The following is a 19,411-nucleotide window of genomic DNA, read 5'->3' as shown; positions in this document are numbered from 1 at the left end:
ACGGTGTTGCGCGAGAGTTCGCTGGCGGCCGTGATCATCTTGGTCTGGTCGACCAGCGAGAAGCCCAGCTGCTGCGTCAGCTTGCGCACCAGCTGGCGGCTGAGCACGATGTCGGGCTCGCCGCGCAGCGGCATCTGCCCGGTGGGATCAGTCGGGTTCAAGAGACTCTCCGCGCTGGCCCTGCTCGAGCAGCAGCATGCCGCGCTTGACGTTGAGTGCCGTCTTCACGCCCTGCAGCGACAGGCCCAGCTCGACCAGCGTGATGGCCACCGCCGGCTGCATGCCGACCACCACCGTGGTGGCGTCCAGCACGCGCGCGATGCCCGAGATCGAGGCCAGCATGCGGCCGACGAAGGAGTCGACGATCTCCAGCGCCGAGATGTCGATCAGCACGCCGTTGGCACCGGTGGTCTCGATGCGGGTCGCCAGGTCGTCCTGCAGCTGCACGGCCGTCTGGTCCTCCATGTCGACCTGGATGGTGACGAGCAGCGCGCTGCCCATCTGCAGGATCGGGATGCGGTACATGGCGGGGCGGCTCAGGCGTTGCGCGAGACGGTCCAGCCGCCGCGCTTGAGCGCCAATGCGAGCGCCGCGGCCAGGCTGGCCTTGGTGGTCACGCCCTGCAGGTCCACGCCCAGGTGCACGATGGTCTGGGCGATCTGCGGCCGCACGCCGCTGATGATGCAGTCCGCACCCATCAGGCGGATGGCCGTGACGGTCTTGAGCAGGTGCTGCGCGACCAGCGTGTCCACCGTCGGCACGCCGGTGATGTCGATGATGGCCAGGCCCGATTCGGTGTCGACGATCTTCTGCAGCAGGGCCTCCATGACCATCTGCGTGCGGCTGGAATCGAGCGTGCCGATCATGGGCACGGCCAGCACGCCCTCCCAGAGCTTGATGACGGGCGTGGACAGTTCCAGCAGTTCCTGCTGCTGGCGCGCGATGAGTTCCTCGCGCGTGCGCTGGAAGGCCGTCGCCGTCCATTGCGCCATCGCGTCGAGCTTGTCGGTCACGCTGAGCACGGCCTGCAGCAGCGTCTGGCTGTCCTGGCCCAGGCGTTGCTGCAGCGCGGCAAAGATCGGCTGCTTGAGCGCCAGCACGAAGGCGCTGGTGTCGCCCGCGCTCTGGCCCTGGGCCGCGCGCGATGCCGACAGCGCGTCGAGCTGCCGGCGCGCGTGGGACCAGCCCTCGGCCCGCAGGTCGTCGGGCGCATCGCTCTGCAGGGCCTGCAGCAGCGCATCGAACAGCTCTTGCGCCTCCTCGCGGCTGGCGGTGCTGGCATGGGCGCCATGGGTGGCGGTGGTCCACGCCTTGAGCAGGGTGGTGCGCTCGTCCTGCAACAGCGCGATCAGGGTTTGGGCATGGGAAGCCATGGGTGTCCTCGGGCGGGTCTTTTTGGGGCCGGCCGCGAAGGTGGTGGGCGCGGGCCGGTTTCTTTTGCCACAGAAATTCTAGGAGTGGCAGATCGCGTTTCGGTTCGGGAACATGCAAGTCGCGGCGTTGTCCTGCAAGCGCAGGGCGCAAGAACCCTCAGCGCCGGACGGGGGCGGCCACGAGCATCGGTGCGCTCCGCGGGCCACGCGCAGCACTGAGCGCAACACAGAAGAGGAAGCGTCCATGGATGCACACAAGGAGGAGGCCCCGGAGCCGGTCGCCGCGTCGCCCGCGCCGGAGGGCGGGCATGCGCTGCCCGACGCCGCGGTGGACATGCGCAATGCGGCACTGGCCGTGATCGCCGTGCTGGCCTGCGTCTTCGCGCTGCGCTGGGCGGCGCAGGTGTTCATCCCGCTCATGATGAGCCTGCTGCTCACCTACGCGCTGTCGCCGGCGGTGGAGCGGCTCGCGCGCTGGCACGTGTCGCGCTGGATCGGTGCCGCAGTGGTGCTGCTGGCGCTGCTGGGCGCCATCGGCTTCACGGGCTACCGGCTGGCGGGCAGCGCCGGCGCGCTGCTCGATGCACTGCCCGTGGCGGCGCAGAAGCTGCGCATGCATGTGCAGGCCAGCCACCGGCCGGGCGACGTGAGCGCGTTGAACACCGTGCAGAAGGCAGCCGCCCACCTGGAGCAGGCGGCCGAGGGCGCGGCCGAGCCGCCGCGCCGCGGCGTGCAGCGCGTGACCATCGAGCGGCCGCGCTTCAACGTGCGCGACTACCTGTGGACGGGCACCATGGGCCTGGTCAGCATGGCGCTTCAGCTCACGCTGGTCACCTTCATGACCTATTTCGCGCTGGCCTCGGGCACCATGTTCCGGCGCAAGCTCGTGCGCATCAGCGGCGACAGCTTCAGCCGCAAGAAGATCACGGTGCAGGTGCTGGACGACATCGTCGGCCATGTGGAGCGCTACCTGCTGGTGCAGATCCTCACGAGCGCCATCGTCGGCGTGGCCACCGGGCTCGTGTTCTGGGCCTTCGGCCTGGAGAACGCGGCGGTCTGGGGCATCGTGGCCGGCGTCACCAACCTGATTCCCTACCTGGGCTCGCTGGTGGTCATGGTGGGTTCCGGCCTGCTGGCGCTGCTGCAGTTCGACAGCTACGAGATGGCACTGCTGATCGCCGGCAGCTCGCTGGCCATCCACACGCTGGTGGGCCAGTTGCTCGTGCCCTGGCTCACCAGCCGCACCAGCCGCATGAACCCGGTGGCGGTGTTCGTGGGCGTGATCTTCTGGGGCTGGCTCTGGGGCGTGCCGGGCCTGCTGCTGGGCATCCCGATCATGATGGTCATCAAGGCCATCTGCGACCACGTGGAAGACCTGCAGCCGGTCGGCGAGCTGCTCAGCGACTGAAGCCCTCCACCAGCGCGATCAGCTGCTCGGGGTCCAGCGGCTTGACCAGGTGGTGGTCGAAGCCGGCCTCGGCGGTGGCCTCGCGGTCGCGTTGCTGGCCCCAGCCGGTCAGCGCCACGAGCAGGGTGCGCTGGCCGGCCGGATGCTGGCGCAGGCGCCGCGCGAGCTCGTAGCCGTCCATGCCCGGCATGCCGATGTCCAGGATGGCCAAGTCAGGCCGCAGTTCGGGCAGCAGCTCCAGCGCCTGCGCGCCGCTGTAGGCCACGCCCGTGGACATGCCCACGGCCTCCAGGAACTCGGCCAGGCTGTCGGCGGCGTCGCGGTTGTCGTCCACCACCAGCGCGGTCAGCGCGGCCGCGGTGGCAGCCGGCGCGTCGACCGGCGTCTCCACCGCCGGCTCCGCCTGCAACGGCAGGCGCACGGTGAACGTGCTGCCCTGGCCCAGCCCCGCGCTGTGCGCCACGATGCGGCCGCCGTGCAGTTCGACGAGGCTGCGCGCCAGCGTGAGCCCGATGCCCAGGCCGCCCTGCGCGGCCTTGGACGCGCCGCTGACCTGCACGAACATGTCGAACACCGTGTCCAGCATGTCGGGCGCGATGCCGATGCCGTCGTCCTGCACGCCGACGACCGCCTGGCCGTCCTGCGCCTGCGCGGTCAGCACCACATGCCCGGCGGCGGGCGTGTACTTGGCGGCGTTGTTGAGCAGGTTGGAGAACACCTGCGTGAGCCGCACGCTGTCGCCCGCAAGCGGCAGCGGGCCCTCGGGCAGCCGCAGCGCGAGCTGGTGCTGCGCGGCGTCGAGCAGCGGGCGGCTCAGCTCCACCGCGTCGCGCAGCACCTGGCGCAGGTCGATGGGCCCCATGTCCAGCTCGATCCTGCCGCGCGTGATGCGCGAGATCTCCATGAGGTCGTTCACGAGCCGCACCATGTGGTCGATCTGGCGCCGCATCATGTCGTAGTGGCGCGCCGCCTCGTCGGGGCCGGGCCGCTTGCGCTTGAGCAGCGTCAGCGCGGTCTGCAGCGGCGCCAGCGGGTTGCGCAGCTCGTGCGCCAGCGTGGCCAGGAACTCGGTCTTGCGCTGGTCGGCCACGCGCAGGCCCTCCAGCGTGGCGCGCAGGTCGTACTGGCGCTTGCGCGCACGCAGGGCCGAGCGCACCGAGCTCACGAACGCCGCCACCCGCATCGGCCGCTCGATCACGGTGACGTTGGCCACGCTGTCCATGGCCTCGGCCACGACGCGCGAATCGGCGCCCTGGCGCGCCAGCACCAGCACCGGCAGGTCCGACCAGGGCGGCTGTCGCTGCAGGGCCTGGGTGAGTCCCGTGGCGGCCGGGTCGGCCAGGGCCTCTTCGGCCAGCACCAGTGCGCCGGCGCCGCGTGCCAGTTCGTCCACCAGTTCGGCCAGCGTGCTGCAGGTCTGCACCTGCACGTCGGCGCGTTCGAGCACGGCCCGCGTCATCAGCGCGTCCCTGGCGGTCGCGCCGCGCATCAGGACCCGGCATTCCAGCGCGTCGGCGGTTTCACTCATGGAGGGGTGCTGGCCGGCGCGTCGACAGGGATCGGCACGCCGGTCAGGATGCCGCGGAAGTGGCGCAGCGGCTCGCCGATGCGGATGCCGGTCTCGGTCAGCGAGAAGTCGCGGATGCTGCGCTCGTGCTGGCCGCCGCGCTTCTTGACGACCGAGATCGCCTGGCGCACCTCGCCGGCCAGTTCGAAGTAGCGCAGCAGCACCACCGCATCGGCCAGGTAGCTGGCGTCCACGGCCGACGTCATGTTGCCGCCGACCAGGCCGTGGTGCGCGCCGACCATCAGCGTGGCCACGCCGTGCTGGCCGAGGTAGGTCAGCAGCTCGTGCAGCTGCACGATCAGGAAGCGCTCGTCCGGCATGGCGTTCAGGTAGCCGTTGAGGCTGTCGATCAGCAGCACCTTGGCCTCGTGCTCGGTGACGGCCTCGCGCACCAAGTGCACGAACTCGCCAGGCGACAGTTCGGCCGGATCGACCTGGCGCACGCGGATCAGGCCCTGGTCGATGTGGGGGCCGAGCTCCATGCCCATGCCGGCGCAACGCGTGCGCAGCGTGTTGATGCTCTCATCGAAGATGAACAGCGCCGAGCGCTCGCCGCGGCGCGCCGCCGCCAGCGCGAACTGCACCGCCAGCGTGGATTTGCCGGTGCCGGGCGCCCCGACGAACAGGCTGCTGGTGCCGCGCTCGATGCCTCCGCCCAGCAGCGCATCCAGCGCCGGCAGGCCGCTGGGCATGCGCACCTGTTCCATCGGCTTGGTGTGCTCGGCCGCCACCAGGCGCGGAAACACCTGCAGGCCGCCGCGGTTGATCGTGTAGTCGTGGTAGCCGGTGCGAAACTGCCGGCCACGGTACTTGGTGACGAGCAGGCGCCGCCGCGTGGAGCCGAAGTCGGCGTTGCTCTGGTCGAGCCGGATCACCGCGTGCGAGATGCTCTGCACCTGCAGGTCGTGCTCCATCGCCGTCATGTCGTCCAGCAGCAGCACGGTGCAGTTGCGCCCCGCGAAGAACTGCTTGAGCGCCAGGATCTGGCGCCGGTAGCGCAGCGAGTTGCCGGCCAGCAGACGCAGCTCCGACAGCGAGTCGAACACCACGCGCTGCGGGCGCAGCAGCTCCACGTCGGCGAGGATTTTGAGCGTGGTCTCGCTGAGTTCCACCTCGGAGGGGTGGAACATCGTGTACTGCTCCTCGGGCTCCAGCGCATCGTTGTTGGGCAGCATCTCGCGCACGTGCACGCCGCTGAGGTCCCAGCCGTGCGAACGGGCCACGCCGGCCAGTTCCTTGGCGGTCTCCGACAGCGTGACGTAGAGCACCGATTCGCCATGCCGCGCGCCCTCGATCAGGAACTGCATCGCGATCGTGGTCTTGCCCGCGCCGGGCGCACCTTCCAGCAGGTAGAGCCGGTTGGCCGTGAGGCCGCCGCCCAGCACGTCGTCCAGGCCCGGCACACCGATCTGCGCCATGGCTTCGATGGGTTCGGCAGAAGTAGGAGGCAGGTCGGACACGTGTTACTCCGTGTGTTGGTTGGTCTGGTGGTCGATCGACCTTGCCGGCGGTTATACCCGTCCGCGCAGCGGGTTTTGCGGTCCACGCAACGGTCGGCCGGGCGGCGGAGCACGGGTCGGGGCGGCGTCCTACAGGCGCATTCACAGAATGGCGAGAATGGCGCCCCCACCGTGTCCGGATGTGCCGCATGAAACCCTCGTTGCGTTGGATGCCCCTGCTGGTCTGCTCGACCACCGCATTGCCCTTGTCGGCCCAGACGCAGGGCCCGGCCCCGGCGTTGGCCGCCACCGTGGTCACCGCCACGCGCACCGAGGCCGATCCGCTGGCCGTGCCGGCCTCGGTCGAGCGCATCGACGGCGACACGCTGCGCCTGGGCCGTGCCCAGGTCAACATCTCCGAGGCCCTGGGCAGCGTGCCGGGCCTGCAGGCGCGCGAGCGCCAGAACTACGCCCAGGACGTGCAGATCTCCATGCGCGGCTTCGGCACGCGCGCCACCTTCGGCATCCGCGGGCTGCGCCTGTACGTGGACGGCATTCCCGCCACACAACCCGACGGACAGGGCCAGCTCTCGCACGTGGACCTGGCCTCGGCCGAGCGCATCGAGGTGCTGCGCGGGCCGTTCTCCTCGCTCTACGGCAACTCCTCCGGCGGCGTGCTGCAGGTGTTCACCGAAGAGGGCAGCGGCGCACCGCGGCTGCGGCTGGACACGGCTGCCGGCAGCGACGGGCTGCTGCGCTTCGGTGCCAAGGTGAGCGGCAACACGGGCCCGAACGACAGCGGGGTCGGCTACGTGGTCTCGGCCAGCCGCTTCAGCACGGACGGCTACCGCGAGCACAGCGCCGCGCGCCGCACGCTGGCCAATGCCAAGCTCACGCTGCGTCCGCACGAGGACGGCAAGCTCACGCTGGTGGCGAACCGGGTGGTGCTGCCCAAGGCCGACGACCCGCTCGGCCTCAACCGCGCGCAGTGGCAGGCGAATCCGCGCGGCGTCGATCCCGCGGCGCTGAACTTCAATACGCGCAAGAACATGGACCAGACCCAGGCCGGCCTGGTCTATGAGCACTACCTGAGCGAAGCCCATGCGCTGCAGGCCACGCTGTATGGCGGGCAGCGCGGCACCACGCAATTCCAGTCCATCCCCGTCGCCGTGCAGAACAACCCGCGCCACCCTGGCGGCGTGATCGACCTGGACCGCGACTATGCCGGCGCCGACCTGCGCTGGACCTGGCGCACGCAGCTGGCCGATGCGCCGCTCACCGTGGTGGCGGGGCTGGCCTACGACGGTTTGCGCGAGGACCGGCGCGGCTATACCAACTTTGTCGGCAGCACCCTCGGCGTGCAGGGCGCGCTGCGCCGCGACGAGCGCAACCGCGTCAGCAACTTCGACCAGTACCTGCAGGCCGACTGGCGCATCACCCAGCGCTGGACCGTCAACGCCGGCCTGCGCCACAGCCGCATCCGTTTCGATTCGCAGGACCGCTACATCACGGCCAGCAACCCCGACGACAGCGGCGCGGCACGCTACGGCGCCACCTTGCCGGTGGTCGGCGCGAGCTTCGCGATCACCGAGAGCCTGCGCGTGTACGCGTCTGCCGGCAAGGGCTTCGAGACCCCCACGCTCAACGAGATCTCCTACCGGCCCGACCAGCAGCCCGGCCTGAACTTCGGCCTGAATCCGGCGCGCAGCAAAAGCGTGGAGGCGGGCCTCAAGCACCGCAGCGCGGCCTTCGGCGAATGGACCGCCGCGGTGTTCCGCACAGGCACCGAGGACGAGATCGTGACCAGCACCGTCAACGGGCGCTCGACTGCGCAGAACGCCGGCCAGACGCGGCGCAACGGGCTGGAGCTGTCGTGGGCGCAGCGCTACGCGCAGCACCTGCGCACGCAGGTGGCGGCCACGGTGCTCGATGCACGCTACCGCGATGGCGCCAACGCCGGTGCCCGCCTGCCGGGCCTGGCCAAGAGCAGCCTGTACGCCAGCGCCGCCTGGGCGCCGCCGCAGGGCTGGCGCGCCGGAGCCGACTGGCGCCTGCTGGGCAAGGTCTATGTGAACGATGCCAATGCCGACGCGGCGGCCGGCTACGGCGTGCTGGGCCTGTACACGGGCTACGCGGCGCGGGTGGGCGGCTGGCAGCTGGAGGGCTTCGTGCGGGCCGACAACCTGCTGGACAAGCGCTATGCGGGCTCGGTCATCGTCAACGAGGGCAACAGCCGCTTCTTCGAGCCGGCGCCTAGCCGCAACTGGCTCGTGGGTCTATCCGCCACGCTGCCCCTGTAGACGAGAAAAAGGGCGCCCCGCGGCGCCCCCTTCAGTGCCTGCCGGCCCTCACTTCGTGCCCGGGTTGTTGGTGGCGTTGCTCCCCGTGCTGCCCGGCAGATCGTTCTTCTGCTCGGTGCCCTGGCGGTTCTTGCGCCAGCTGTCGAACTCGTCGGAGAACTTCTTGTAGCGCTCGCCGCGCCAGGACTGGTAGTCCTCGTCCAGGTTGCGCAGCTGCTGCTCACGCCATTGCTGGTAGTCGGGGTCGTGGTGCTGCTGCTGGCGGCCGCCGCCCTGGTAGGAGCCGTAGCCCAGCTGGTCGCCGTAGCCGCCATAGGTCTGGCTGCCGGCGTAGGGCCCGGAATTGGAGCGGTAGCCGCCCCCGCCGCCCTGGAAGCGCTCATGGCCATGGCGGTCTTCGTCGCTGCCGTTGGCGCCGCCGTACCGGTTCCAGTCGCGGCCCTCGTCGTAGCCCCGGTCGCCCTGGCGGTAGCTCTGGTTGCGATAGTCCTGGTCGCCACCTCCGTAGCTGCCGTAGCCACCGCTCTGGCGCTCATCGCGGCTGCCGTAGCCCTGGTGGCTCGGGTTGCGCATGTAGCCCGGCTGGTTGTAGCCGGGGTCGGCCTGCCAGTCGCGCTGGTAGCCGCCACTGGGGCCGCCATGCACATCGGGTGCACTGGCGCGGCCGTAGCTCGCCTGGGCGGGGTCGTGGCGGTGCAGGTCGCTGCCTTCGTGGCGTGCGCCCCAGTTGCGCGCATCGTGGCTGCTGTCCTGGTAGCGCTGGCCGCCGTACTGGCGCTGCTGGTCGGCGTACTGGCCCATCTGGTTGCGGTCGTTGTCGCGCCACTGGTCCTGCTGGGGGTGGCGCTGGTTGCGGTTTGCCATCTTGGTTCGCTCCTGTGGATGTGCGGTTGCAGAGATCGGCAGGGGCCGTGCCCTGCCTGCGATGGATCTCAGGTTGCGTTGCGGGCCCGGCGCTGGGGGCCGGGATCGGCGCCAAGCTCCGGTAGGACGCTTCCGACCGGCCTCAGCCGCCGCTGCCGGGTGCCGAAGCCGGCGGGATGGCAGGCGGTGCGGAGCCGGGCGTCATGGCCGGGTCGGGCGTGGGTGCAGGCGCGGCGCTGCCGGCACCGCTACTGCCGGGCGGCGTTTCCGTGCCAGGGCTCTTGCCGGTGCCGCCCGCACCGCCCGTGCTGTCGGGCACGCTGGGGATGGCCGCCGGCGCGCTGGCGCTGGTGGCCGGCGCGTTGGCGCTGTTGCCCGAGACGCCGGGCGTGGGTGCCTCGTTGCGCTGGCAGGCTGCGAGCAGCGTGGCGAGGGCGATGGCGCCGATGGCATGCAGGCCGCGGCGGCTGTGGAGTGCTGGCATGGTGGTCTCCCATTGGTTTGGAACACCGCCATGCTGGCCACCGCACGCACTGCGCGCTGTAGGACGGGCGCGCCGCCGCCTGCCGGCCCGGCGCCGCGTGGCGCTACGGCAAGGTGCCCAGGCCGGGCGCGCTGGCCACCGCCTGCGGCGCACGCGGCAGGACCACGCTGAAGCAGGTGCGGCCCGCGGCCGATTCCACCTGCAGCTGGCCGCCATGCGCGCGCACGATCTCGCGCACGATGTACAGGCCCAGGCCCAGGCCTTCGTTGCGGGTGCTGGCGCGCCGCGACGGTGCTTCCTCGGCGTGCGCGCGGCCGCTGCGGAAGGGGTCGAAGATATGCGGCAGCACGTCGGCCGGGATCTCGCCGCCGTTGCGCACCGACAGGCGCACGCTGGTGGCGTGGCTGCCGTCCAGCTCCACCTGCACCACCTCGCCTTCGCCGTGCCGCAGGGCGTTGCCGACCAGGTTGGACAGCACCTGCGTGAGCCGGTCCTCGTCCCAGTCGCCCTGCAGGTTGCCCTGCCGGTCCAGCAGCACCTGCTTGTCGGGCCGCGTGCTCTGGCGCTCCTGCACCACGCGCTCGGCCAGCGCGCCGAGGTCGAAGCGCTCGCTGGCCATGGGCATGCCACCACCCTGGCGCGTGCGCGCGAGGTCGAGCATGTCCTCGATCATGCGGCCCATCCACTGGCCGCTGCGCAGCAGGCGCTGGGCCACGGTGCGCGTGGTCTCGTCGGGCCGGCGCAGCAGCAGTTCGGCGGCCGTGGTGATGGCCGACAGCGGGCCGCGCAGGTCATGGCCCAGCACGGCCGTGAAGAGCTCGTGCAGGCGCAGCGTCTCGGTGCGCTCCTGCAGGTTGCGGGCCAGCTGCTGCTTCTGCCGGTACAGCTGGAAGAACACGCCGGCCTTGCCGCACAGCACATGCGGCTCGACGGGCTTGTAGAGGAAGTCCACCGCGCCGGCCTCGTAGCCGCGGAACATGCGCTGCGCATCGCGCGTGCCGGCGGTCACGAAGATGATGGGCACATGGCGCGTGCGCTCCATGCCGCGCATCATCTCGGCCAGCTCGAAGCCATCCATCTCGGGCATCTGCACATCGACCAGGGCCAGCGCGACCTCGTGGCGCAGCAGCAGCTCCAGTGCCTCGGTGCCCGAACGGGCCTGCAGCACCTCGACCTCCTCGCTCTGCAGCAGCGCGGCGAGCGCGAGCAGGTTCTCGTCGAGGTCGTCGACGATCAGGCACTTGATCGGCTCGGGCCGCTCGGCCGGGCCGGGGGTGCTGGCGGCGAAAGGGCGGTGCGGGGTCATGCAGGGCTCCGCGTGGCGGGGGAGGGGGGCGAGGTCGCGTCCAGCGTGCCCAGCAGCGCGACCAGCGCGCGCAGCGGCAGCACGAAGTCGGCCGGGCCCCGGGCCAGTGCGCATTCGGGCATCAGCGGCATCTGTGCATCCGCTGGATCCTGCACGGCCGACAGGCCGCCGGCCGCGCGCACGCTGGCCAGGCCCTCGGCGCCGTCCTGGTTGCCGCCGGTCAGCACCATGCCGAGCAGGCGCGGGCCGTAGAGCTCGGCGGCGGACTGGAAGAGCACGTCGATGGCCGGGCGCGAGTAGTGCACGGGCGCATCCACAGACAGCGCCAGCCGTGGGCCGGCATCCAGCAGCAGGTGGTAGTCGGGCGGTGCGAAGTAGACATGGCCGGGCTCGATGGGCTGCTTGTCCTGCGCTTCCTGCAGCGGCACGGCGCAGCGCGGCGCGAAGATCTCCACGAGCAGGCTGGAGCGGTCGCGCGGCAGGTGCTGCACCACGAACACCGGGGCACGCAGGCCGGCCGGCAGCGCGGGCAGCAGCTGCGACAAGGCCTCGACACCGCCGGCCGAGGCACCGATGACGACCGCGTCCACGCGGCCTGCGAGCGATGGGGCGGCAGTCATAGGCTTTTCTGGTAGATGCGCTCTTCGCGCACGAACTCCGCGAACGCGCTCGCGCAGGAGGAAAAACGCAGCGATTCCTTGCTGCCCAACCCGAGGAAGCCCTTGCGGCACAGCGCGTCGCGGAACAGGCCGAGCGCACGGTCCTGCAGCGGCCGGTCGAAGTAGATCAGCACATTGCGGCAGGAGACCAGCTGCATCTCGGCGAACACCGAGTCGGTGGCCAGGCTGTGGTCGGAGAACACCACGTTGCGGCGCAGGCTCTTGTCGAACACCGCGCGGCCGTAGGCGGCCGTGTAGTAGTCCGACAGCGAACTCTTGCCGCCAGCGCGCTGGTGGTTGAGCGTGAAGCCGGCGATGCGGTCCAGCTCGTAGATGCCGGCCTCGGCCTGCTGCAGCGCCTGCGGGTTGATGTCGGTGGCGTAGATCAGCGTGCGCTCCAGCAGGCCTTCCTCGCGCAGCAGGATGGCCAGCGAGTAGACCTCTTCGCCGGTGCTGCAGCCGGCCACCCAGATCTTGAGCGAGGGGTAGGTGCGCAGCAGCGGCACCACCTCGCGCCTGAGCGCGAGGAAGTAGTCCGGATCGCGGAACATCTCGCTGACCTGCACCGTGAGGTAGTCCAGCAGCGCGGGGAAGAAGTCGCTCTGGTGCAGCACCTTGTCTTGCAACTGCGAGAGCGAGGTGCAGGAAAAGCGCCCCATCGCGGTCTTGAGCCGGCGCCGCAGCGAGGCCTGCGCGTAGCCGCGGAAGTCGAAGTGCCAGCGCAGGTAGATGGCGTCCACGAGCAGGCCCATCTCGATGTCGAAGGTCTGGTCGGACATCGCTTACTTCGGCATCCACACGCGGAGCAGGGAGAGCAGCCGCTCCACGTCCAGCGGCTTGGCGATGTAGTCGTTGGCGCCGGCGGCCAGGCACTTCTCCTGGTCGTCGCGCATGGCCTTGGCGGTGAGCGCGATGATGGGCAGCTTCCTCCACTCGGGCTGCTTGCGGATCTCGCGCATGGCGGTCAGGCCGTCCATCTCCGGCATCATGATGTCCATCAGCACGAGGTCGATGCGGGCCTCGGCATCGGCCTTGTCGGCGCGTGTGCGCTCCAGCGCGGCCAGGGCCTCCAGGCCGTTGCGCGCCAGCGTGATCTGCGCGCCCTTGGGCTCGAGCACGCTGGTCAGCGCGAAGATGTTGCGCACATCGTCCTCCACCACGAGGATGCGCCGGCCTTCCAGCGTGGCGTCGCGGTCGCGCGCCAGGCGCAGCAGGCGCTGGGCCTCGGCGGGCAGCTGCGACTCCACCTGGTGCAGGAACAGCGTGACCTCGTCGAGCAGCCGCTCGGGCGAGCGGGCGTCCTTGATGATGATGGACTTGGAGAAGCGGCGCAGCTGCTGCTCCTCGGCATGCGTGAGCGAGCGGCCGGTGTAGACGATCACGGGCGGGAAGGCCGTGCCCTCCTGCGCCGCCATCTGTTCCAGCAGCTCGTAGCCGGACAAGTCGGGCAGGTTCAGGTCCATGATCATGCAGTCGAAGGTCTGCTCGGCCAGCGCGCGCAGCGCGGCGGCGGCATCGGCTGCCGCGCGGATCTCCACGTCGGGCCCGGCCAGCAGCTGGCCGATGCTCTCGCGCTGGCGCGCATCGTCCTCGACCACCAGCACGCGGCGGATGCCCTGCGAGATCTTGGCCTCCAGCCGCTCCAGCGCCTCGACCAGTTGCGTGCGCTTGACGGGCTTCAGGTCATAGCCCACGGCACCGCGCTCCAGCGCCTCCTGCGTGTAGTCGGCCACCGAGACCACGTGCACCGGGATGTGCCGCGTGCGCGCATCGTGCTTGAGCTGGTCCAGCACGCCGAGGCCCGAATGGTCGGGCAGGTTCATGTCCAGGAGCACGGCGCTGGGGCGGTACTTCAGCGCGGCGGCCAGGCCGTCGGCGGCGCTGTGGGTGAGCACGCACTGGAACTGCATTTCGTGCGCCAGGTCCCGCAGGATGGCGGCGAAGCGCTGGTCGTCCTCGATCACGAGGATCAGCCGCGCACCGGGGCGCAGCGTGTCGCGGTCGTCCTGCAGCGCCGGGGGCGCGGCGCTGGCTGGCGGGGCGGGTGCCGTCATGGGCGCCGGCGCAATGCTGCGCTGCACGCGCTGCGGGGCCACGGCGGGCACGGGTGCGGGCCGGCCAACGGCCTCTTCGGCCTGGCGCGGCGCGTAGCGCGCCGGCAGCGCCAGCGTGAACGTGCTGCCCGCGCCGGCCTGGCTCTGCACCGTCAGCGTGCCGCCCAGCAGATGGGCCAGGTCGCGCGAGATCGACAGGCCCAGGCCCGTGCCGCCGAAGCGCCGGTGCGTGCTGCCGTCGGCCTGGCGGAAGGCCTCGAAGATGAGTTCCTGCTGCTCCGGTGCAATGCCGATGCCGGTGTCGCGCACCGCCAGCTGCACGCCGCCATCGGGGCCGGCGGCCAGCTGCAGCTCGACCGTGCCGTTGGGCGTGAACTTGATGGCGTTGGACAGCAGGTTCTTGAGGATCTGGCCCAGGCGCTGGGCGTCGGTCACGATCTGGCGCGGCGCATCGGGCGCGATGCTGACCGACAGGCGCAGGCCCTTCTGCCCGGCGGCGGGCTGCAGGCTCTTGGCCAGGCCCTCGAGCAGGCCGGCCAAGCGCACGGTCTCGGCATGCACCTCGACCTTGCCGGCCTCGATCTTGGACAGGTCCAGGATGTCGTTGATCAAGGTCAGCAGGTCGTTGCCGGCCGAGGAGATGGTCTGCGCGTACTTGATCTGCTCGTTCGTGAGGTTGCCGCTCTTGTTGTCGGCGAGCAGCTTGGCCAGGATCAGCGTGGAGTTCAACGGCGTGCGCAGTTCGTGGCTCATGTTGGCCAGGAACTCGCTCTTGTACTGGTTGGAACGCTCGAGCTCGGCCGCCTTCGTGCTCAGCACGTCCTGCGACTGCTGCAGCTCGTCCTTTTGCGCTTGCAGCTGCTGGGCCTGCTCTTCCAGCTGGGCGTTGCTCTGCTCCAGTTCGCTCTGTTGCACTTCCAGCTGCGCCTGCGACTCGCGCAGCGCGCGGCCCTGTTCCTCCAGCTCCTCGTTGGACACGCGCAGTTCTTCCTGCTGGGCCTGCAGTTCCTCGGCCTGGCGCTGGGTCTCCTCCAGCAGCTCCTCCAGCCGGGTGCGGTCGTGCGAAGTGCGCACGGCGATCGCCAGCATCTCGGACATGCGCTCGAGCAACTGCTCGTCCACCGGCTCCAGCTTGCGGGTGAAGCCCAGTTCGAGCATGGCGCGCACCCGCCCATCCACCTGGGCCGGCGCCACCAGCAGCTCGCGCGGGTCGGCGCTGCCCAGCGTGGAGTTGATCGGCAGGTAGCCGGCCGGAACGTCGGACACGCGCAGCGTGCGCCGCTCCTTGGCGGCCTGGCCCAGCAGGCCGTCGCCGGGCCGCACCAGGGCGCTGCCCGGCGGCGCGGCGAAGGCGGCGAGCCGGCGGAAGCTGCCGTCGCGCTCGGCCAGGTACAGCGCCCCGACCTGGGCATCCAGGTAGCTGGCCAGGTAGCTGAGCACGCCTTCCCCCAGTGTTTCCAGCCGGTGTTCACCCTGTACGCGCTCGGCCAGCCCGGCCTGGCCGGCGCGCAGCCAGACCAGGTCTTCGCGCAGGCGGTGCTCGCGCACCGCGATGCCGGCCGACACCAGGATCAGCACCAGCAGCGTGGCCGCGCCACCGCCCTGTACGCGCGAGGAATAGTCCACCGCCTGCTGCCACTCGGCCTGGCGTTGGGTGCGCAGGGCGACCTCCTCGCGCAGGGCTTCGTCGGCCAGCGCGCGCAGGCCGTCCATGGCGTCCTTGCCGCGGTCGCTGACGACGATGGCCAGGGCCCCCGGGCCGTCACCGGTGCGGCGCAGCGCGACGGTTTGCGCCAACTCCTCCAACTTGAGGTCGGCATAGCGCTGCAGCCGCTGCACGCGCTCGAGCTGCTGCGGGTTGTTGGCCAGGAGCTGCCGCAGTTGCTGGAAGGTGGCTGTCAGGTTGACCCGCGCATCCGTGTAGGGACGCAGGTAGGGCTCCTGGCCCGTGATCAGGAAGCCGCGCTGGCCCGTCTCTGCATCCTTCATGTGCGAGAGCAGCGCGTTGATCTGCTCGATCACGCGCGTGGCCTGCGTCACCCGGTCGGCCGTCGTCGCCCGGCTTTCCATGGCCAGGAACGAGAACCAGGCGATGGCGGCGACAGCGGCGAGCGCGACGCCGAAGCCGACCAGGCTGGCCAGCGGCAAGGGCCAGCGCGAGCGCGTGCGGCCCGTGGATTGGGGGGGGAGCGTGTTCACGGCCGTTGCCGGGTGCGGCCGCAGGGGGCGCGCGTGGCGTGGCAGGGCGGGGCGGATGCGGGGAACATGGGCATGAGGACCGGGATTCTAGAAACCGACATGCCGCCTTCCTGTAGGACCAGTCCTATGCCGGTGTCGGAAAGCAGCGGGGCAGGGCGCCGGGCCACGTGAAAACCGCTGCGACGCGCCCTCTATACTGCCGCCGCCCCATGGCCGTTTGCAAGGATCGTCCCGCATGACCACAGCAGAACAACACCCCGCGCTGGCCGCCGTGCTGGCCGTGCTGGCGCGTGAAACCCAGGCGCCCGTGGCGCCTGCGGTGCAGGCGGAGCTCGCCACCATCCTCGCGGCGCGCCGCGATGTGCCGGCTGAACTGGCGGTGGACCAGCGCGAGGTGACCATCCTGGTGGCCGACCTGCGCGGTTTCACGGCGCTGACGGCCACGCAGCCGGCCGGCACCATCGTGACCATGCTGAACCTGTGCCTGTCCAGGCTCTCGGAGGTGGTGTTCCGCTACGAGGGCGTGATCGACAAGTTCAACGGCGATTCGCTGACCGTGCTGTTCGGCGCGCCCACCGCGCGCGAGGACGACGTGCTGCGCGCGCTGTGCTGCGCCGTGGAGATGCAGCTGGCCATGCGCGAGCTCAACAACCACTACCTGCGCCGCCAGATGCCCGAGTTGCACCTGGGCATCGGCGTGAACACCGGCATGGTGATGGCCGGGCGCTTCGGCAGCCAGGCCTATTCGGAATACGCCGTGATCGGCAACCAGGTCAGCCTGGCCTCGCGCATCGAATCCTTCAGCCTGCGCGGGCAGGTGCTGATCAGCGAGAACACCTACGCGCGCTGCAATGGCGTGGCCTCGGCCACCGAGCCCAAAGAGGTGTTCGTCGCCGGCAAGAGCCTGCCGGTCAAGGTGCGCGAGCTCATCGCCATCGCGTCGCGGCGCCTGAAGGTGCCGCGCCAGGAGTTCCGCCGCAGCCACCGGGTGGAGGTGCGCGTGCCCTGCAGCATGCGCCGGCTCGACAACGAGCAGCCCGTGGGCGAGGTGCAGCGTGCGCTCATCCGCGACGTGGGCTACCACGGCCTGCTGCTCGAACTGGAGCGCCCGCTGGCCCCGCAGGACGAGGTGGCCCTGGCCTTCGACCTGACGCTGGTGGACTACCAGGTCAGCGATGTGCGTGCCCGCGTGACCAAGGTCAAGCGCGAGGAAGGCCGGCTGCTGGCCGGCCTGGAGTTCACGCACATCGGCGTGGAGACCAACGCCAAGATCCAGATGTTCGTGCAGTTGCTGGTGGGGGCGGGCTGACCGGTTCGCAGGGCGTGCCGCGGGCAGCGCAGGTCAGCGCGGCAGCGCCTCCACCTCCTTGGTCCAGCGGTCGATCAAGCGCTTGCGCTCGGCCGACTTGCCGTACTTCTCGAAGTCGTACTTGACCAGCTTGACGCTGTCGATGGCCGGGATGCGCGGGTCGGGCTTGAAGGTGCGGTTGGCCGGCGTCTGGTAGCTGCCGACCCTGGCGCCCACGGCCTGCCCGGCCGGGCCCATGAGCCAGTCGTAGTACTTCTGCGCGTTGGCCTTGTTGCGCGCCCCCTTCACGAGCGCGATGCCGCCGATCTCGTAGCTCGTGCCCTCGCAGGGCGCGGCCGTCTTCACGGGGTACTTGTCGTGCTTCCACTTCTCGAAGTTGAAGGCGAAGGTCACGCCGATGGCGACCTCGCCCTTGGCCACGTTGGGCGCCTGGGCCTGGCCGCTGCGCGTGTACTGGGTCACGTTGCGGTGCAGCTTCTTGAGGTACTCGAAGGCCTGCTCCTCGCCCATCTGCTGCACCAGGCCGGCGATCACGGTGTAGGCCGTGCCGCTGGAGGCCGGGTGCGAGATCTCGATGTCGCCCTTGTATTCGGGCTTGACCAGGTCGGCCCAGCACTTGGGCTCGGGCAGGCCCTTCTTCTTGAGCAGGTCGGTGTTGAAGCCGAAGCCGATGGTGCTGGTGTAGAAGCCGCCGACCTGGTTGCCGCTCATGGCGTACTGGCGCACGGCCCATTCGTGCAGGTCGTTGATGTAGGCAGGGCGGTACGCATCGAGCAGCCCGGCCTCGGCGGCCTGCAGGAACGGGTCGCCCGTGCCGCCCCACCAGATGTCGGTCTTGGGGTTCTGCGCCTCGGCACGCAGCTGGGCGCCGATCTCGCCCGTGCCCTTGTGCGCCTGGTTGACCTTGATGCCCGTCTGGCGCGTGAACTCGGCCGCGGCGGCCTCGCACCAGGGGGCGTCGGTGCTGCACAGGGCGTTGACCGTGCCCTGGGCCTGGACGCTGCCTGCGAGGGCGGCGAGGGCCAGGGCGGTGAGGGTGCGGGTGAAGGGCATGCGGTCTCCTTTTGTTGTGGGTGCGGACCATTGTGGGATGGCCCGCCCGCGCATGCCCTTCGGGTTTTCAGCCGGCCGTCAGCCCGCTTGCGGCACCAGGTCTAGGAAGCCGCTGACCTCGGCCAGCCGGCCGTCGCCCGCGAGCAGCGCGAAGTCCGTGCCCTTGGCCACGGCCGTGTCGGCGTCGGGGCCCAGCGTCCAGCGAAAGCGCAGGCGTTCGCCATGGCCATCGGCCTGGCCGTCGAGGTGGAAGCGCAGGCCGCCGAACTGCTGCTGCGCCGCGCCGATCATCTGGTCCAGCGCCGCGTGGCCGCGGGCCTGCATGAGCGGGTCGGTGTAGCGCGCATCGGGCGCGAAGGCCTGCGCGATGGCATGGGTGCGTTCGGCGCCGCTGGCGTTCCAGGCGGCGATGTACTGCTGGGCGATGGCCTGGTAGTCGTTGACGGTGTTCATGGACAAGCTCTCCTGCGTTGCAGCGTTCCCCTGTGGAACGCCATGGCGCAAGAGTAGGGCGCGGCCTGCGCGCGGGCCATGACCTGGCAGGTCATGTCCGCAGCGTGGCTACACGGCCCAGATGCGCGGCGGCGTGGCCGGCAGCTGCCAGCAGGCGCCGCGCCAGGCGGCCCAGATCTGCTGCATGAGGCCCATGGCCGGCTCGACCACGGGCGCCAGCGCGCGCACCACGACGACCTGCGCGTTCGGGCTGGTGGCGCCAGCGGTGGCGCGCAGCGCGTGGCCCTCGATCACGCCGCGCGCGGCGTCCAGCACCTGCTCGCGCCGGCCGCGGGCCAGCTTGTCGCCGCAGGCGAAGAACAGCGTGGCGATGCAGCGCTGGCCGGCCATGCCGAGCGGGCTGTCCATCAGCAGCGCGTCGTCGGCGGCGATGCGCGCACGCTCGAGCCAGATGCCGGGCAGTTCCAGCTGCTGGTGCAGCGCGCCCTGCGTGAAGGGCTTGCCGGCATGCGGCAGGCCGAAGGCCGTGATGTCCCAGGCGATCGTCTCGGCGCCGGGTGCCAGCTGCAGGCTGAGCCGGTTCTCGGCCAGGCACTGGTCGTAGCAGAGCGTCTCGGCCGGCAGCCATTCGAAGCGCGCGCCAGGCGCCAGCGACAGCTGCGTGTGCTGTGCGGCGGTCTCGCCCGCGCTGCGGTAGAAGCGCGCGGCGCCGGGCGTGGTCACGAGCCCGTGCGCGCCTTCGCCCACGTCGACGCGGATGTCCAGCACGTCGCCGCCCACGAGCCCGCCCGGCGGGTGCACCAGCACGTTGTGGCAGATGCTCTCGCGCTCGGGGTACAGGCTTTGCAGCACGCGCAGCGGCCCTTGGTGGCGGTGCCGCGCGACGCTGCGGCCCGCTTCGAGACGGTAGTCCAGCGCCAGGCTGGCATGCCAGGCCATCGCC

Annotated in this window: 16 protein-coding genes and 1 pseudogene; 3 read left to right on the top strand and 14 right to left on the bottom strand. The window is 70.7% G+C overall.

The genetic code is table 11. The annotated features are described in order from the left end of the window. From DES41_RS39475 to DES41_RS35985, 3 genes and pseudogenes are all read right to left on the bottom strand, one after another. Window positions 1–134 (bottom strand): annotated as a pseudogene (locus DES41_RS39475) (anti-sigma regulatory factor); the annotation flags it as partial. Between the two features lie 13 nt (window positions 135–147). Beyond that, window positions 148–525, bottom strand: a complete 378-nt coding sequence (locus DES41_RS35990) for an STAS domain-containing protein (RefSeq protein ID WP_114472494.1) — start codon at window positions 523–525, stop codon at window positions 148–150. 11 nt (window positions 526–536) lie between these two features. Continuing rightward, window positions 537–1,373 carry an STAS domain-containing protein gene (locus DES41_RS35985; protein WP_114472493.1) on the bottom strand — a complete coding sequence of 279 codons (837 nt, stop codon included), beginning with the start codon at window positions 1,371–1,373 and terminating at the stop codon, window positions 537–539. Window positions 1,374–1,617: 244 nt separating this feature from the next. Here DES41_RS35985 and DES41_RS35980 point away from each other — a divergent pair, with 244 nt between their 5' ends. Beyond that, window positions 1,618–2,781: an AI-2E family transporter gene (locus tag DES41_RS35980; protein ID WP_114472492.1), complete on the top strand. Its 1,164-nt coding sequence runs from the start codon at window positions 1,618–1,620 to the stop codon at window positions 2,779–2,781. Here DES41_RS35980 and DES41_RS35975 read toward each other — a convergent pair. Further along, on the bottom strand, window positions 2,771–4,309 hold the full coding sequence (locus DES41_RS35975) for an ATP-binding response regulator (RefSeq protein ID WP_114472491.1): 1,539 nt from the start codon (window positions 4,307–4,309) through the stop codon (window positions 2,771–2,773). The genes DES41_RS35980 and DES41_RS35975 overlap by 11 nt on opposite strands. Next, window positions 4,306–5,766 carry an ATPase domain-containing protein gene (locus DES41_RS35970; RefSeq protein ID WP_114472503.1) on the bottom strand — a complete coding sequence of 487 codons (1,461 nt, stop codon included), beginning with the start codon at window positions 5,764–5,766 and terminating at the stop codon, window positions 4,306–4,308. Before DES41_RS35970 ends, DES41_RS35975 begins: the two co-directional genes overlap by 4 nt. 230 nt (window positions 5,767–5,996) lie before the next feature. Here DES41_RS35970 and DES41_RS35965 point away from each other — a divergent pair, with 230 nt between their 5' ends. Then, window positions 5,997–8,087, top strand: a complete 2,091-nt coding sequence (locus DES41_RS35965) for a TonB-dependent receptor family protein (RefSeq protein WP_170168399.1) — start codon at window positions 5,997–5,999, stop codon at window positions 8,085–8,087. A gap of 48 nt (window positions 8,088–8,135) precedes the next feature. Here DES41_RS35965 and DES41_RS35960 read toward each other — a convergent pair whose 3' ends face one another. From DES41_RS35960 to DES41_RS35935, 6 genes are all read right to left on the bottom strand, one after another. Beyond that, window positions 8,136–8,951, bottom strand: coding sequence for a hypothetical protein (locus DES41_RS35960; protein ID WP_114472489.1), 816 nt, complete (start codon window positions 8,949–8,951; stop codon window positions 8,136–8,138). A gap of 142 nt (window positions 8,952–9,093) precedes the next feature. Beyond that, window positions 9,094–9,435 (bottom strand): hypothetical protein, encoded by a 342-nt coding sequence (locus DES41_RS35955; protein ID WP_114472488.1) that lies wholly within the window; start codon window positions 9,433–9,435, stop codon window positions 9,094–9,096. Window positions 9,436–9,538: 103 nt separating this feature from the next. Further along, window positions 9,539–10,741 carry a hybrid sensor histidine kinase/response regulator gene (locus tag DES41_RS35950; RefSeq protein WP_114472487.1) on the bottom strand — a complete coding sequence of 401 codons (1,203 nt, stop codon included), beginning with the start codon at window positions 10,739–10,741 and terminating at the stop codon, window positions 9,539–9,541. After that, entirely contained in the window at window positions 10,738–11,361 is a 624-nt protein-coding gene (locus DES41_RS35945; protein ID WP_114472486.1) for a chemotaxis protein CheB, read from the bottom strand. Before DES41_RS35945 ends, DES41_RS35950 begins: the two co-directional genes overlap by 4 nt. Then, complete coding sequence (locus tag DES41_RS35940; RefSeq protein ID WP_114472485.1) at window positions 11,358–12,179, bottom strand: CheR family methyltransferase; 822 nt, start codon at window positions 12,177–12,179, stop codon at window positions 11,358–11,360. Before DES41_RS35940 ends, DES41_RS35945 begins: the two co-directional genes overlap by 4 nt. A gap of 3 nt (window positions 12,180–12,182) precedes the next feature. After that, the gene (locus tag DES41_RS35935; protein ID WP_245966035.1) at window positions 12,183–15,653 is read right to left on the bottom strand and encodes a response regulator; all 3,471 of its coding nucleotides are present in this window, start codon (window positions 15,651–15,653) and stop codon (window positions 12,183–12,185) included. A gap of 235 nt (window positions 15,654–15,888) precedes the next feature. Between DES41_RS35935 and DES41_RS35930 the strand changes: the two genes are divergently transcribed. Then, complete coding sequence (locus DES41_RS35930) at window positions 15,889–16,962, top strand: adenylate/guanylate cyclase domain-containing protein (protein ID WP_114472484.1); 1,074 nt, start codon at window positions 15,889–15,891, stop codon at window positions 16,960–16,962. Between the two features lie 33 nt (window positions 16,963–16,995). On the opposite strand, the gene DES41_RS35925 is transcribed toward DES41_RS35930, so the two are convergent. From DES41_RS35925 to DES41_RS35915, 3 genes are all read right to left on the bottom strand, one after another. Then, window positions 16,996–18,015, bottom strand: coding sequence for an ABC transporter substrate-binding protein (locus DES41_RS35925; protein WP_114472483.1), 1,020 nt, complete (start codon window positions 18,013–18,015; stop codon window positions 16,996–16,998). 78 nt (window positions 18,016–18,093) lie between these two features. Next, on the bottom strand, window positions 18,094–18,468 hold the full coding sequence (locus DES41_RS35920) for a nuclear transport factor 2 family protein (RefSeq protein ID WP_114472482.1): 375 nt from the start codon (window positions 18,466–18,468) through the stop codon (window positions 18,094–18,096). 108 nt (window positions 18,469–18,576) lie between these two features. After that, the gene (locus tag DES41_RS35915) at window positions 18,577–19,407 is read right to left on the bottom strand and encodes an urease accessory protein UreD (RefSeq protein WP_114472481.1); all 831 of its coding nucleotides are present in this window, start codon (window positions 19,405–19,407) and stop codon (window positions 18,577–18,579) included. Window positions 19,408–19,411: the final 4 nt, after the last annotated feature.

This window comes from Pseudorhodoferax soli, from assembly GCF_003337555.1.
Lineage (GTDB): Bacteria > Pseudomonadota > Gammaproteobacteria > Burkholderiales > Burkholderiaceae_C > Pseudorhodoferax > Pseudorhodoferax soli.
The sequence above is the reverse complement of the archived record's forward strand: the minus strand, read 5'-3'. Positions and strand labels throughout refer to the sequence as shown.